The organism is Shewanella sp. SR44-4 (assembly GCF_014163715.1).
Lineage (GTDB): Bacteria > Pseudomonadota > Gammaproteobacteria > Enterobacterales > Shewanellaceae > Shewanella.
The window spans coordinates 73159-87713 of record NZ_JACJDU010000012.1 but is presented as its reverse complement, the minus strand read 5'-3'; the positions used below and the strand labels follow the sequence as shown (position 1 = coordinate 87713).

20 protein-coding genes are annotated in these 14555 nt (G+C 45.2%); all 20 read left to right on the top strand.

Features of this window, described 5'->3' with window-relative positions; all coding sequences use genetic code 11:
- Window positions 1–56: 56 nt before the first annotated feature.
- Entirely contained in the window at window positions 57–704 is a 648-nt protein-coding gene (locus H5125_RS08125; RefSeq protein WP_182743974.1) for a hypothetical protein, read from the top strand.
- Window positions 638–1405, top strand: coding sequence for a phage terminase small subunit (gene gpM / locus H5125_RS08120; RefSeq protein WP_310734190.1), 768 nt, complete (start codon window positions 638–640; stop codon window positions 1403–1405). The genes H5125_RS08125 and gpM overlap by 67 nt, the downstream gene beginning before the upstream one ends.
- Before the next feature lie 111 nt (window positions 1406–1516).
- Window positions 1517–1972: a head completion/stabilization protein gene (locus H5125_RS08115; RefSeq protein WP_182743973.1), complete on the top strand. Its 456-nt coding sequence runs from the start codon at window positions 1517–1519 to the stop codon at window positions 1970–1972.
- Entirely contained in the window at window positions 1969–2454 is a 486-nt protein-coding gene (locus H5125_RS08110; protein WP_182743972.1) for a phage tail protein, read from the top strand. The genes H5125_RS08115 and H5125_RS08110 overlap by 4 nt, the downstream gene beginning before the upstream one ends.
- The gene (locus H5125_RS08105; protein ID WP_182743971.1) at window positions 2451–3110 is read left to right on the top strand and encodes a hypothetical protein; all 660 of its coding nucleotides are present in this window, start codon (window positions 2451–2453) and stop codon (window positions 3108–3110) included. The genes H5125_RS08110 and H5125_RS08105 overlap by 4 nt, the downstream gene beginning before the upstream one ends.
- Before the next feature lie 2 nt (window positions 3111–3112).
- Window positions 3113–4231: a DUF2586 domain-containing protein gene (locus tag H5125_RS08100; RefSeq protein ID WP_182743970.1), complete on the top strand. Its 1119-nt coding sequence runs from the start codon at window positions 3113–3115 to the stop codon at window positions 4229–4231.
- A 12-nt stretch (window positions 4232–4243) separates the two neighbouring features.
- Window positions 4244–4693 (top strand): phage protein, encoded by a 450-nt coding sequence (locus H5125_RS08095; protein ID WP_182743969.1) that lies wholly within the window; start codon window positions 4244–4246, stop codon window positions 4691–4693.
- Between the two features lie 30 nt (window positions 4694–4723).
- Window positions 4724–4909 carry a TraR/DksA C4-type zinc finger protein gene (locus H5125_RS08090; protein ID WP_182743968.1) on the top strand — a complete coding sequence of 62 codons (186 nt, stop codon included), beginning with the start codon at window positions 4724–4726 and terminating at the stop codon, window positions 4907–4909.
- A gap of 13 nt (window positions 4910–4922) precedes the next feature.
- Window positions 4923–5474, top strand: a complete 552-nt coding sequence (locus H5125_RS08085) for a pesticin C-terminus-like muramidase (RefSeq protein WP_182743967.1) — start codon at window positions 4923–4925, stop codon at window positions 5472–5474.
- A 1-nt stretch (window position 5475) separates the two neighbouring features.
- Window positions 5476–6042, top strand: a complete 567-nt coding sequence (locus H5125_RS08080) for a hypothetical protein (protein WP_182743966.1) — start codon at window positions 5476–5478, stop codon at window positions 6040–6042.
- Window positions 6042–6302 carry a hypothetical protein gene (locus H5125_RS08075; RefSeq protein ID WP_124016820.1) on the top strand — a complete coding sequence of 87 codons (261 nt, stop codon included), beginning with the start codon at window positions 6042–6044 and terminating at the stop codon, window positions 6300–6302. Before H5125_RS08080 ends, H5125_RS08075 begins: the two co-directional genes overlap by 1 nt.
- Entirely contained in the window at window positions 6299–6565 is a 267-nt protein-coding gene (locus tag H5125_RS08070) for a putative phage tail assembly chaperone (protein WP_182743965.1), read from the top strand. The genes H5125_RS08075 and H5125_RS08070 overlap by 4 nt, the downstream gene beginning before the upstream one ends.
- Before the next feature lie 44 nt (window positions 6566–6609).
- The gene (locus tag H5125_RS08065) at window positions 6610–6753 is read left to right on the top strand and encodes a DUF6890 family protein (RefSeq protein WP_165870109.1); all 144 of its coding nucleotides are present in this window, start codon (window positions 6610–6612) and stop codon (window positions 6751–6753) included.
- Between the two features lie 20 nt (window positions 6754–6773).
- Window positions 6774–8816 carry a phage tail tape measure protein gene (locus H5125_RS08060; RefSeq protein ID WP_259395415.1) on the top strand — a complete coding sequence of 681 codons (2043 nt, stop codon included), beginning with the start codon at window positions 6774–6776 and terminating at the stop codon, window positions 8814–8816.
- Entirely contained in the window at window positions 8813–9154 is a 342-nt protein-coding gene (locus tag H5125_RS08055; RefSeq protein ID WP_182743964.1) for a DUF2590 family protein, read from the top strand. The genes H5125_RS08060 and H5125_RS08055 overlap by 4 nt, the downstream gene beginning before the upstream one ends.
- Window positions 9154–10353, top strand: coding sequence for a baseplate J/gp47 family protein (locus H5125_RS08050; RefSeq protein WP_182743963.1), 1200 nt, complete (start codon window positions 9154–9156; stop codon window positions 10351–10353). Before H5125_RS08055 ends, H5125_RS08050 begins: the two co-directional genes overlap by 1 nt.
- Window positions 10353–10979: a hypothetical protein gene (locus H5125_RS08045; RefSeq protein ID WP_182743962.1), complete on the top strand. Its 627-nt coding sequence runs from the start codon at window positions 10353–10355 to the stop codon at window positions 10977–10979. Before H5125_RS08050 ends, H5125_RS08045 begins: the two co-directional genes overlap by 1 nt.
- A gap of 23 nt (window positions 10980–11002) precedes the next feature.
- On the top strand, window positions 11003–13366 hold the full coding sequence (locus H5125_RS22180; RefSeq protein WP_259395414.1) for a phage tail protein: 2364 nt from the start codon (window positions 11003–11005) through the stop codon (window positions 13364–13366).
- On the top strand, window positions 13366–13866 hold the full coding sequence (locus tag H5125_RS08035) for an adenine glycosylase (RefSeq protein ID WP_182743961.1): 501 nt from the start codon (window positions 13366–13368) through the stop codon (window positions 13864–13866). Before H5125_RS22180 ends, H5125_RS08035 begins: the two co-directional genes overlap by 1 nt.
- Window positions 13866–14555 carry a hypothetical protein gene (locus H5125_RS08030; RefSeq protein ID WP_182743960.1) on the top strand — a complete coding sequence of 230 codons (690 nt, stop codon included), beginning with the start codon at window positions 13866–13868 and terminating at the stop codon, window positions 14553–14555. Before H5125_RS08035 ends, H5125_RS08030 begins: the two co-directional genes overlap by 1 nt.

Below are 14555 nucleotides of genomic sequence, written 5' to 3'. Positions count from 1 at the left end.
GGCACTCACTGAGTGCCTAGTTAATCCTTTATCAAATAGCTAAATAGGACATCGCCATGAGTGCCATCGCTAATTTTAAAAAACGCCGTGCAGCAGAAAAAGCTAAACAACAAAATCCATCAAATCAAGATGCAGCATCAACGCCAGCGCCAGAAAATGAGGCTCTGCAGCTATTAGCCGCGTTGTTATATTGCGATAAGTCAGTCGCTATTACTAACGCAAAAATTATCGTTGAGAAAGGTGGCTACATTGCGGGTTTAACAGAAGCACAGCTAAATGAATTAGAAACACAAATTTACATTGATTTAGCTTCAGGCCCAGATAAAGGGGTAATTGCACAAGTCACCACAGACGATGATGGCAATATCACCTCGATTACAGAAGCAACCGAGCAGCAAAAAATCAATGCTGAAGTAGGTGTGAATCTAGTTGAAACCCTAAAAAGCCTTCAACAAGAACAAGCTGAGTCAACTGACAGCGTAACCGATGCCGCCGGTTCAGTAACCTATGCCGCTGACAAAGTAGAACAAAGCGCCAGCGCCATTGACGACAGCGCCAGCGATTTAGCCTATAGCGCTGACAGCATAGCCAATTCAGCGAACGACATTAAAGAAGCGACCGCAGAGTTAAAAAAGCCATCGGCGGCGCCAGCATCCTCGCATGGCGAGAAAGCCGTCAAGCCAAAAAACAACTCGAAAAAGTAAGCTTAACAGGTAGCGGCCAATACGCCCCAAGCCTGCACTTACAACTGATCGAACTTGAAACGGATTTAAAACGACTAAAAGCCTTTGCAAGACGCAGCGACAAGGTAAGCCATAAACGTGATGTGTTATTGCCCAAGTGGCTACCCATTACCACTGACTATTTAGCAAAGCTAGACGCTAACAACCAAAAGGACAAAGTAGATGACCATCCTATTTTTGCTTACTGCATTGTGTGGCTGTTTGATGTTGGTGAGCTTGGCCGAGCTATTGAACTGGCGTTTCGCGCTATCGAACTTGATCAACCTATGGCGGGCAGTATTCGCCGCCAGTGGGCAGGTTTTATTGCCGACACGGTATTTGATTGGGCAGAAGTGCAAGCAGAAAACGGCAACAGTATTGAACCGTATTTCAGCATGGTGTTTAAGCGCGTGGTTAACGATTGGAAACTGCCAGAACCGGTTACCGCTAAGTTTTACAAATTCGCGGGGCTGGCATTACTACGCACAACTAACGGCGACATTAAACCAACACAGGTTGGCGACATTAGCCGCTTGCAACAAGCAGATGCGTTACTCGAAAAAGCGGCCAGTTTGCATAAACACGCCCAGGTGAAAACCGTAAGAAACAAAATTGATATGCGAATACGTGCGTTAGAGGCCTATGGGTCACAAGAAAGTGGCTCACAAGAACAAGGCCAATAACGTAAGGGACCAACTCCCAACCCTCCAGTTCGCTAGCTGAGTGTTTAACAGGTGACTGTTAATAACCACTGTGACGCTAACCGAACTGAACCCAATTAACACAGGTGATGTATGACATTTGGATTTGAAGCCGGACAACAACAAAGCATTGCTATCGATAACGATAGCGGCTGGCCTGCATTGTCAACGGGTGAATTTCGCCAACATCGTCGCATCCCTGAATATTTTGAAGAATCAGTATTAGCTGATTCGCTCAATCGTAGCGTGGCAGAAATACAGCAGCAATTGCTTAGTTTCATCATGACAGCACCGGGAACGGAAGCCCCTTTTGCCTTAGACGCCAGTCTAGCGCCTGATTTCAGTGCGCAGCAAATTAGCATTTACCGCGGGGCTGTTTATGCCCGTTCTCATGCCGATTTGCTGGGCTATTTTTCTGCTGTTGACCAAAAAGAAGCAGGCAACAACAAAGCCAGCGACGAAGCACAGCAAGACGCCATATTAGCGCAATCAAACCGATCAGTGCGTTTATTGATGGGCCTTGGCCGCGCCGGAGTGCATTCATTATGAGCACTCAAACCAAGACTCAGTTGCAGCTATTGGCCGAATTTTTACTCACAAGCTTATCGCCAATTGTTAAAGCCAACGATCTCGATGCATGGCAAGAAAACGGCACCTTGATACTCAACGGTGAAGACAAAGGCAGTGAAGGCTATCAAGTCGCGAAGTGGAAACACAACGCCGTGATTGCACTAGAACGCTTTCCGCACCGCCGCATTAACCCATACAACCTACTAGCCATGGTTGCTGCCTTTTTAATTGACAGCAATTGGGCCCGTGATGAATACGGCCTAGAGGATCCACAACTGGATATCGACGTGGTGAGTAAAGACCACGCCACAGTATTAATTGAAGTGCAGTTAATGGATGACATTGAACTGCTACCAGATGACAACGGCCCAGTGCTATTTAACGGCGAACGCTACCGTGTGTCATTAGTGCCATTAAACATAGCTGAAACCGTTGAAGTGCAGCAGAAGGGGGCCGAATGAGCTTAGTTATCACCCCAAACAAACAGCAAGCATTGAGCATAAAGCATCAGTTGATACTGCAATCACTGCCCGCAAACAAGCGCACTCGTATTTTAAAAACACTGGGGCGATACGAACGCGCATTAGCACGCAAACGGATACGTACTCAAACCACGGTTGACGGCACTCACATGGCCAGCCGCGCCGATGGTAAAAAAGCCAAGATGCTAAAACGCATGGGCAGAACATTAGAACCTTACGTGAAAAACGCCAACCGTTTAGAGCTTAAGCATAAAGCGGGACTAACAGGCCGAATAGCTGCGTTGCATCAAGACGGTGGCACAGAGTCAATGAGCGCTAGCCGCATGGCACGCATTCATGGCAAACCAGACTATAAAGCTGCCGCAACACGCAGCCAGGCGAAAGCATTAATTGCATTGGGTTATAAAACCAAAAAAGCCAAAGGCAAAGGATACCGGCGCGCAACTATAAGCGAAATCACGGAAAACCTAAGCCAAGGCAAAGCGGGTGTGATTTTGTCGGTACTACGCGATAAGCCAAATAAAAATCGTTGGCCAATACCCGTTAAAGCGCGTCCGTTCTTGGGTGACACGACCCCAAACGTACAACGTGAATTAGTAAAAATCATTGACCATATCAACAGCAAAAGAGGCTAACCATGGCACTAGGTAAAGTACAAGTTAACAATTTGAATCTCGGCCAAGGTGACATTGCTGCCATCGAACGCCATTTTCTGTTTATCGGTCTAGCGGGGGCAGTAGGTGAAGAAAGCCAACTGTTTAGCGTAAACGCCCAAACGGACCTTGAAGACGCATTAGCCGACAGTGGCCTGCGCGCTCAAGTGATTGCAGCGCAATTAAATGCGGGGCAAAACTGGACTGCTGCAGTTTATCCACTGGCAGACGGTGAAGACGTATTTGAAGCGATTGATCGCGCCAACGAAGTGCAAAGCTTTGAAACGGTAGTGTTCTGTGACATCAGCAATACAGCGGTTGAAATTAGCGCCAAGCACGATTACTTAGCTAGCTTGCAAGCAACACATGGCCGTTTTGTGTCTGGTTTGGTTGCAGTGCCAGGTATCGATGCTGCTACCCAAACATGGTCCGCGTATGAAGCTGCGCAAGTCGCATTGGTTGCAGGGCTTGCAAATCACTTAGTGATCCCAGTGCCGCAATTGCACGCTAATAACGTGGGCGTGTTGGCTGGTCGCTTATGTAACTACGCTGTGAGTATTGCCGACAGCCCAATGCGCGTGGCAACAGGTAGCGTAATGGGATTAGGTTCTGGTTTAGAGAATGCACCAGTAGACAGTGCCGAAAAGCCATTAGCGTTAGCCACCTTAAACACCTTAGCCACAGCCCGTTTTAGTGTGCCGCAGTGGTACCCAGACTTTGAAGGGATCTATTGGGGTGACGGTTCCACATTAGACGCTGCAGGCGGTGATTATCAGTACATTGAAAACATTCGTGTAGTGCATAAAGCCAGCCGTGAAGTGCGTATTCTCGCCATTCGTCGCATTGGTAATCGCGCCCTTAATTCAACACCTAACAGTATTGAGTTAAACAAAGGCTACTTTATGAAGCCACTGCGCAACATGAGCAAAAGCATCACTATTTTAGGAACTCCGTTCCCAGGTGAAATTACTCCACCCATTGACGGTGATATTCAAATTGTATGGCCAACCAACAAAAGCGTGGTGATTTACATGGTGGTTCGCCCATACAACAGCCCGAAAGCCATCACGGTCAACATCATGCTTGATCTAAGCAATACATAAGGAATCGCCAACATGCGTTTATCTGGAATGAATTTTAACGTCAACTTGGGCGACATCATGCTGCAAGTGGACACGGCAACATTAACCATTACCGACAACAGTGGCGTAAGCCAAACCAGCGGTGTACCAGATGGTTATGTCGATGGCGATGTGGCGGCTAGTGGTGAACTGAGCATTAACGCCAGCAATTTTAAGCTGATTTCAAACTCAGCCAAATCAGCCGGTTCGTGGCGCGGCATGAAAACGTTCGACATCATGTTTTACGCCAAAACGGCCAAAGACGAAATGAAAGTTGAAGCCTTTGGATGCCGCATTAAGTTAAGCGACATTTTGGACATCGACAAAAAAGGCGGTCAAGCCTCGTTATTTAAAATTCCGTTTGATGTAACAGATCCTGACTTTGTGCATATCGATGGGGTGCCTTACTTACGCCCTGACGAAATCGAAAACATTACGCAGTAGGCCAAGCAGTTAATAGAGAGTCGATAACGAATGGATGACGCCGACAGAGCAGGCATTGAGCAAGAACGCATTGAAAAAGCCTTTTTAGCCAAGCGAACCATGCTACCGCCGAGTCGGCCAAGCGCAACACAGTGTATTAAATGCAACATCGCAATACCTGAAAAGCGCCGCCAGATCTTACCGGGTGTGCAGTTGTGTGTTGAGTGCAAACATTAAGTGAGTAGAAGTGATGAATAAAACAAAAGTAAATTTTGGCTTTATTTCTGGATTAGAAGGTGGCCCAACATGCACAGGATACGTGCCGGATCCTGTGCATTCAAAATCGGGCGTCACTATTGCCACTGGCTTTGATCTTGGCCAGCGCTCAACTGATGATTTGCAAACGTTTTTACCACAACCATTAGTGCAGAAGTTAGCTAAATATTGTGGATTAACTCAACAATCTGCGGTGCAAGCCTTACATGCTGTGCCGCTATCAATCACAGCAGATGAAGCACACATGATTGACCTGTGTGTAAAAAGTCAATTGCTTGAACAGCTGCAGCATAGATACAACCGAGATTCTGCATTGCCTTTTGACCAACTAAAAGAGCAACAGCAAACCGTAATAGCGTCAGTGGCGTTTCAGTACGGCAATTTAGCGCGCCGCTGCCCTAACTTTTGGCGAGCAGCTACGCAACAGAACTGGCTGCAAATGGCTATCGAATTACGTGATTTTGGCGACAGATACCACAGCAGGCGAAATCGTGAAGCGAACTATTTAGACATGGCGGGAATGTAACATGGACTGGAAATCAATTAGCGGAACCGTTGGCACCATCGCCGGAGCAGTCGCCCCGTTACTGGGTGGCCCTATTGGTTTGGCTGTGAGTATTGGCAGCCAAATTGCGGGTGCATTGGGTACCGAAAATACCCCAGAAGCCGTGCAAGCAGCTTTGCGTAATGACCCAAATGCAGCCTTAAAACTGCAAGAGTGGGCAGCACAAGAACGTGAGCAAATTCGCCAAGCCAACATTGAGCTACAACGCATTGCATTAGATGAATACAAAGCCGATTTAGCTGATCGCCAAAATGCCAGAAGTGAACACAAAGACCACTGGATGCCAGCAACCTTAACACTTGTGTTGCTTGGGCAATTTTCAGCCGTGTTATGGGCATTATTTTACGGCCCAGAGATTGAAGGCAACCGAGATTTGATTGTGTATTTGGTGGGTAACTTATTCACCTTAGTAGCAGGTGCGGTGACGTACTGGGTGAGCTCAACCAAAGAGTCCAGCGACAAAGACAAGCTAATGGGACTACTAAAGCAAAACCCCATGCAAATAGTTAACAACAAGGAGTCGAGCTAATGGAGAGTTTAACCAGTTGGCTTGTTGTGATCATTGGCATTGTTGGCGTGTTACTCACTATTGCCGTGCCGTTAATTGCCTATTTAAACAGTGTGGCCCACAAGACCAGCACAGAACTGAGCAACCATAAAACCCATGTCGCCGAAAACTACGCCACTAAAAATGACGTTAAAGATCTTGGCGACCGCATGGAACGCCAGATGCAAGCAGGATTCGACAACCTAAAACAATTACTCACTAACAAGGACAAAGCAGCATGAAAAAGACAATTATTTTAACCATCGCAGGTACTGACTTTAGCTTTAACGTAGCAGTACAAGACCACAGTGATTTTATTGACAGTGTTGCTCGTGGTAGCTCAATGACTGCTGCATCACACAACCTTGTTATGCGTGCGATTGAAAGCGACCAAAAAGAAGCATTTAGAAAAGTGCTTGATGAAGCGCCAGGTGCAGAACTGCAAATTGCTGGAGCACTAAAAGCTGAGTTTTCACCAGTGTTGGACATTGCCGTAAAAAAATAGATGGGCTGATTGATTCTATTGATTCAAATCAGCTTGAGCAATTCATGATTTTACGTCGGCATTTATTGCCAACAGAAGATGATGAACCGCGAAGTTTAGCAAGAGCAGCATGGCTGTTTAAACGACAGCGCGAAGATTTAGAAGCCATTGTCACCAACGCCGTATGTAAGGCGTTTGGTGGTAAGTAAAACAGGTAGAAAGGAATAGCATGAGCTTACCCGCACCGTTAATGTTTACCGTTGGATTAATAGACCAAATTACTAAGCCGATTGCCAAAATCAGCCAGCAATTTAATGGCCTAGCGTCTAACTACCAAGCCGGGACCATGAAAATGGCCTCCGGTATTGGCGGCATTGCGGCCAGTGGGTATGCACTGCAAAACGCCTTAATGCCAGCCATTGAAATGGACCGCGCACTTGGCGAGGTTAAATCTCTGGGTGTGCGTGAGTCAGCATTAAAAATGCTCACAGATACGTCTTATGAATACGCGCTTAAATACGGTAAGTCGGCCACTGAGTTTGTTAAGTCTAGCTATGACATTCAGTCGGCTATTGCTGGGCTTAATGATACTGATCTATCCGCGTTTACCTTATCCAGTAACGTATTGGCCGCAGCGACGAAAGCAGACGCGGCAACCGTTACCAGTTACATGGGCACCATGTATGGCATCTTTAAAAACGATGCTATGAAAATGGGCGAAGGCGCATGGGTTGAGCGTTTAACAGGTATGACGGCCACTGCAGTACAAGCCTTTAAAACCGACGGTAAAAAAATGGCTGATGCCTTTGGCGCATTAGGTGCCTCGGCAGGGCTTGCACCACTGCAAGAGCAAATGGCGATTATGGGCACACTGCAAGCCACGATGCAGGGCAGTGAATCGGCAACAAAATACAAATCATTTTTAGCGGGTGTAGGTAAAGCACAAAAAGCGCTTAACCTGCAATTTACCGACGCGAACGGCACCATGTTACCCATTGTCGATATTCTTAATAAGATAAAAGGCAAGTATGGCGATGTGATCGACGTGGCTGAAGGTGACTCATTAAAAACCGCGTTTGGTTCGCAAGAAGCGGTGGAAATGGTCAAGTTATTACTGAATGACATAAACGGTCTTAATGGTTCAATTGAAAGTTTAGGCAAAGTTAAAGGCATGGAACAAGCCGAGATAATGGCCGCCGACATGACCGACCAAAGCGAACGCCTAGCACAAAGCTGGTACGTAATCCGCGCAGCCTTTGGTACCGCAGTCTTGCCAGCATTTAATAGCTTTGTCGGTTGGATTGCCGACATGGGCCGCGATGTGATGGCGTTTACTCAGCTATACCCAGAACTGACTAAGTACATGGGCTATGCCGCAATAGGCCTACTAGGTTTAGTTGCTGCAGGTGGTCTATTTACCTTAACCATGGGCGCAGGCCAAATGATAATGACCACATGGGGCGCCGCCGCCATGGTATGGGCAGGCATAAACGCAGGATTAACCGCCGGATTAAGTGCATTACGCGGGGTAATGCTAGCAGTAAATATTGCCATGTATGCCAACCCAATAGGCTTAATTGTCGCTGGTGTAGCCGCTTTAACTTTTGCGGTAATTGCTGCGGTTTACTATTTTGATGATTTAAAGAAGATGCTTACAGGGACTGCATGGGGGGATGCAATTATTTTTGCTGGTGCTGAAATAGCAGAAGTATTCACGAGCTTAGGCGGGTTGTTGAGTAGTACATTTAGCGCAATTGTGGCAGCAGGGAGAATGGTTTGGGAGGCGATAAACCCGATAGTATCGGTATTGCTAAGTATTCAAATGTTCTTCCTTAAAACAATAGGAGTTGTCATAGGTAGTGCAGTAGCCATTATTGCAGGTGCCATTGGTTTGATAGCGAGCCTAGTGAGTGGCATTTTTTCGGCATTCGAATGGGTAGTAAGTGGCATTGGTAGCATGTTTAACGGTGTGGCATCTATTCTGGATGGTATTTGGGGCAGTATTAAAGCCACGTTCACTGAGGGTGTTGAATGGATTATCGACAAGCTAAACATGATCCCAGGTGTTGATATTGATGCCAACATATCAAGTGCTAATATTCCAAGCGTTGCCGCAATAGCCCCAATTCAAACCCGTGTTGATCGCGGTGGTATTACCCAAAACCTATCAACGGCCAACCAACAAAAATCAACCAACGTTGGCACAGTAAACGTGTACCCAGCCAAAGGCGATAACGTGAATATTCCAGCTTACTTGGAGATGCACGCATGAGCCAGTTTATAGACTTGCACATTCAAAGTGGTGACGTGGTGTTAGATGCCGGATTAACACCGAGTTATTTAACTGATCGCGAAGTCATAGCGCAAGACATAGTGCACGCCATTTTAGACACCGGCTTAGCACATGCTTTGGTAAGTGATCGCGGCACAGGTGTTACGGCAGACACCCAAATAAAAATCAAATTATTAGTAGAGGATGACGTTCGCATCATGCCTGGCACAGTGCGCGTTGAACAAGTGTCATTAGGCCAATGGTGGGTATATGCCGACACCATTAACTTTGGGCCTATTTCGTCGTCAATAATCCAAACCACTACAGGAGCAAGTTAATGGCTGAAAAAATAGATGTGCCAACAATCGACTTTGCAAAAATTGTAGAGGCTGCAGGCATACCAACCACAGAAGATGGCTGGAAAGCATTGTTTAAACAAGACGTGGAAGCAGAGGGCAGCATTATTGCTAATGACTCACCTTACTCACCATTCTGGCGCGTGATCACAGCCATTGTCGCCAAGCCTGCAACATGGATAGTTAACAAAGTATTAATTGGCGCAATACTGCCAAACCTATTTTTGCTAACAGCTAATGACAATTCATTTATAGAAGCCAAAGCATGGGAACACGACTTAACCCGCAAAGAAGACGAATTTGCCAAGGGTAAAGTGCGCTTTAACCGTGCTGCAGCAAGTGGTCCTAGTTTGTTAATACCTGCAGAAACCGTTATTCAAACCGATGCCATTAAAGGCATTGTTTACCGTGTGATAACCACTGATGATGTGATTTTGCTGCAAAACAGCTTAAGCGTATTAGTGCCCGTTATTGCAGAAAAAGCAGGCGCAGCATACAACCTAGGTGCAGGTTATTACCATGTTTTACCTGAGTCAGTAACCGGAATTGGTAGCGTGAGCAATGATGCTGACTGGATAGACGTATTAGGTGCTGATGCTGAAAGTAATGATGATTTAAAACTGCGAACCCGCAACGCATTTACCGCAGCAGCCCCTTGGCACATCGATGCCGTGTACCGCGCCATTATCACCGAACGTGCCGGACTCGATACCGACAACGTCTATTTTGAACACGATGCCCCACGCGGTCCGGGTACCGCCAACGCGTATATTTTGCTTGATACCGGTGAACCTTCAAATGAACTCATTACCGATTTGAATCAGTACGTGATGGATAAAGGCTACCACGGCCACGGCGATGACTTGCAGGTGTTGGCAATGCCAGGTGCCGATGTTGTCGTAGGTGTGACTATCTACCCACATGTTTATTTGCTTGATGATGAAGTCACGACATTAATTGCAGATGTTGAAGACTTTATTCGTTGCGCATTTAGAGAAAACACCAATTACAACGCGACCAGAACAGAGCCCTTTGTGCGCTTTTCATTTAGCCGCCTAAGCCAAGAGTTGCACAAACAATTTGCAGGTATTGAGTCGCTTAACTGGCACCAAACCGACATTACCAGTGCCAATAATGTGCCGCGTTTAACCGCACTTACCATTGAAAACGGTAACGCGTAATGAACATTGACTGGCAAGCCATTACCAAAATGCCTTACTGGCTTGCAAGGCCGGGCAGTGAGTTGGATAAGTTGCGTAAAGGTGCCGTTAGGTTTTGGCAACGATTGACCGACATGTTGGCATTTCCATCAAAACAACTCGACCCAATGACAGCCGAATTAGCATTTGTGCACCTCTTGGCATGGGAGCGCGACATTGAACAGATACCAAGTGAAACCGAGCTGATGTACCGCACTCGCGTTAAGTATGCCTTGCCATTTGCTAAGGGCGCAGGCAGCAAAACAGGCTGGCTGGATATGTTTAAAAAGCTGGGCATGCCTTGGGTCAATATTGATGAGCGAGTCAGTGAAACGGATTGGGATGTAGTCGACTTGCAGTTATTGGATGTCGATTTTGGTGACCGTCAAAACCTGATTAATTACATCTGCCGCCAGTATGGCCGCACAACTCGACGATACCAGTACACCACTATTGCCAAAATGGCTGTGATGTCGCCACCTAAAAACTTTGATAACCATAACGATATAAGCATGGCCACGGTGAATACCAATTTGTTGCCTGCAAAAAGACTGATGACGATGGACAGCGAATCTAGCTTCCTAGTTGCAAAAATAAAACAGCTCTAATAGAGAACAGAGGACTTAATACCATGGCACAAGTGATTACCATTGCAGGCGAACGTTTATTTGCACTTAAAGCACAGAACAATGAACAACTCGATATCGATACGTTCATTTTTGCCAATGTGCCAGGGCAAGATCCAAATGACACTATTGACCGCAACGAAGGTTTACCACCGGTGGCCCAAAGAGTGCACCAGCAAATTGTGCAGCAAGTTGGCCGCATAAACGATAACGTTGTTGTTTATTCAACGGTGCTTGATAGCGTAACCGGTCCATTTGACTTTAACTGGGTAGGGCTATATTCATCTGCAAACCAAACTCTCATTGCGGTAAGCCATATTCCAAATGTGAGCAAAACGATTACCGTGCCAGGTACTGCAGGTAATACGTTAAATCGTAACTTTGGTATTGAATATTCAGGCATTGCTGACTTAGCGGGTATTACGGTACAGCCTGAAACATGGCAGTTAGATTTTACCGCGCGTTTAAGTGGCATGGACGAGTTAACCCGTCAATTAGCTGCCGACATGAACGGCAAAGATTGGTTTATTGGTGACGGTTTTAAAGTCGTACCTCGCTCAACTACCAACACTTTTAAGGTCACACCGGGTGCGGGCTATGTGTCAGGCCTGCGTGTTGAATTGAAGCAAGATCATATTTTAACCCTGCAATCTTACCCTCAGTTTGTTTACGTCGATGCATGGTTTGATGGTGATGCGTCAAGCAAGTGGGCCCCAAAGACTGCATTTACCGTGACGAACGGCGAGATGGATGATTACATCGACGTGAATGGCAAACAGCATTATGTGTTTAAGTTAGCGCGAATCACTGCTGCAGATGTGGTGGAAGATTTGCGGGTAGGCTCAGCATTAGATGAAAAGATAAATAGCACCACTGAAGAACTATCGAACGTAAAAGAAGAGCAGGCTATTAACAGTAGTGATATTCAAACTCTAAATGCAGGATTAAGCCAAAATCAAGAAACAGTACTTAAGAATTTATTTGCAGGGGGGAATGAAGATTTAGTAAATAAACTATCACGACTTGTAGGAAGAAGAGGTATGTATGTAAATTCTACAAGTGAAAATGAGTTTTATGTTGGTTTTGGGATGGGAAAAGATTCAGTATATGGTAAATGGGTAGTTGAATATAGATTTTGGAAAAATAGCGACGGTTTAACGTTAAGTAGGGGGATATATTCTGGAATAGAAAATGAGGCTGCAATTTCAGCAACAGCCACATTAGATGGAAACTTTGTAACAACTCCAAACATACCAGAATATTCATATACAACTGAAATTGGCGCTAAATTTACAGCAACATTTACAGGTAAGAAATTAATATTTAAATATCGTTCAGAAAATAGAGGGGGCATCTGGCGAGTAAGACTCAGCGATGGGCAGACTAAAGATATATCTACATTTTCAGAGACGACAAAAATTACAGAAAAGTTAATTTTTGATAATTTGGATTTAGATACTTATAAAGTGGAATTTGAATTTATTGGCGCTAATTCTCTTAACCCTCCAGCAGGTGGCGAAAGCCCACGCGGGTGGCTTTATTATGAAAGTGGAAATGCAGCGGCTCAGCCATTAAAGTTTGCGCTAACGGGGCCAATTTTAGGGAGTACACGCAAGGCTATTGGTTCTCCAAATTCCATCCCTGATTTTGCAATTGCAGCAAAACCAGCCATTGCTAGTTACTCAACAGAATGGGTACCGCAGCATAGTAATGTTACTGGTGTATCTAAAAATGTGGCTATAAAAATTATCACTGATGGAATAGAAAAATTGAGTGATGGTAATTATGATTTTAATAGAATAGGTTTTTTTGAAATTGAGTCAATACAATTACTGCAGAAGTTTGAAGCAGAAAACCCTAACGGAAGTGATGGGGTTATGTGGGAGCATTATATTGCTCACACGTTGGATTTAGCATCTCTAGAAATGGTTATACAAAACAGAATAGAGATTAAGCAAGATATAGATGTTTCTTTGGGTTATTTTGCAATGTTACCAGCTGATTACGGAAATGTAGACAGATTGAGGTTGAATAATGGTATGGAAATATCACCTATAATAAATGACGGAAGTGATGATAGTTATGACTTAAATGGTTGTAACTCTGCTTGCTTTTCAGGAGAAAGAGAAGCAGGGCGATCACATGGTTTGGCTATTACTGTTAGTTCATTAAAGTCATCATCATCCATTAATACAGAGTTTGAAAATGATAAACCAATACGTATCACGCAAAGAACAGATGGTGTTGCTAAAGTATATTGGACATTTTTAAAGGCGCAACAGGCAATCAAAGGTACAGTCTTTACTTGTGAAACTAGGTACTCTGCGGTTTCAGGTATTAGATACCCCAATGATCTGAGAACAATTTAATGCTTAACCTCAATTCTACATCAATAGCCATTAAATCACTGCGCATCACGGCAAGCCAAGAGCTTGCCAGTGATGATGCCAGTGGCCAAAGCTCAAGCACCGATGTAGCTGAAACGGGTACCAAGGCTAAAATGTTAATGGTCAGTGGCAACGTGCTATTTAACCAAGCCAAAAACCTAACGCAGTTATTTGAACTGGCCGAAGCAACTGAAAATGGTGCCCGTGTGATTTATCGCATCAGCAATAAAACAGCTGAAGCATTGGGCGTTAAACAGGTTCGTTTTGCTAGTAAAATTGAAGCCGTTGAGCAACAAACCACCCGTCAATGGTCAGTTAGTTTTACTTTACAAGAATATCGCAGCGTGCCGCAAAAGGTAGAAGAACGCCAACCAGATGCGGCGGCTAATCAGCAAGGTGCTAGCACCACTGGCGAGTCGGGTTTTCAATATGCATCACTGCAACAAAACCTCACTGATAACTTTGGTAGTTTGAGGTCTTAATGAGTACACCTAATGCACGATTTATTGCCAGAGCTTATATCGACAATCAAAAAGTCGATATGACTGATCATTGGGTCGTGTTGCAATCAGCTACGCCAGGTAATTGCCAAATCACCGTGAGCACTGAGGTAAAGCAATTTGCCCTTGTATCGGTTGATTTGGGGTGGGGTGACATGATTGATAAAGTCTTTATCGGCTATGTTGAACGTGTCATGCCAGACGTTAATGGCTGGTATACATTATTTTGTCGTGAGCTATCGGCATCGTTAGCACTCAATTACAGCGTCATGCTACGTCATCCAACCTTAAAGCAAGTATTAGACGAACTCAGTCAATTAACAGGGCTCGAGTTTTTAGTTCCTAATAACGCATACGCTGAAACCGCAATACCGTGTTTTTACTGCGACAGTTCTGGTTACGCCATGCTAGACAACATTGGCCGTTCGTTCCGTGTTGACGATTTTATTTGGCAACAGCAAGGTAACGGCAAAATATACGTCGGCAGTTACCAAGACAGCTTTTGGGCTGACAAGCCAATAATCATCCAAAACAACTTAATGACTAACCACCAAGCCGGACGAACAGCAACCATACCAGCAGCCCCAATGATTAGACCAAACGTACTGGCCAATGGTAGCCGCATTAAAACCGTTGAGTTTAAAGAAACTCAAATGACCATAACGTGGTGA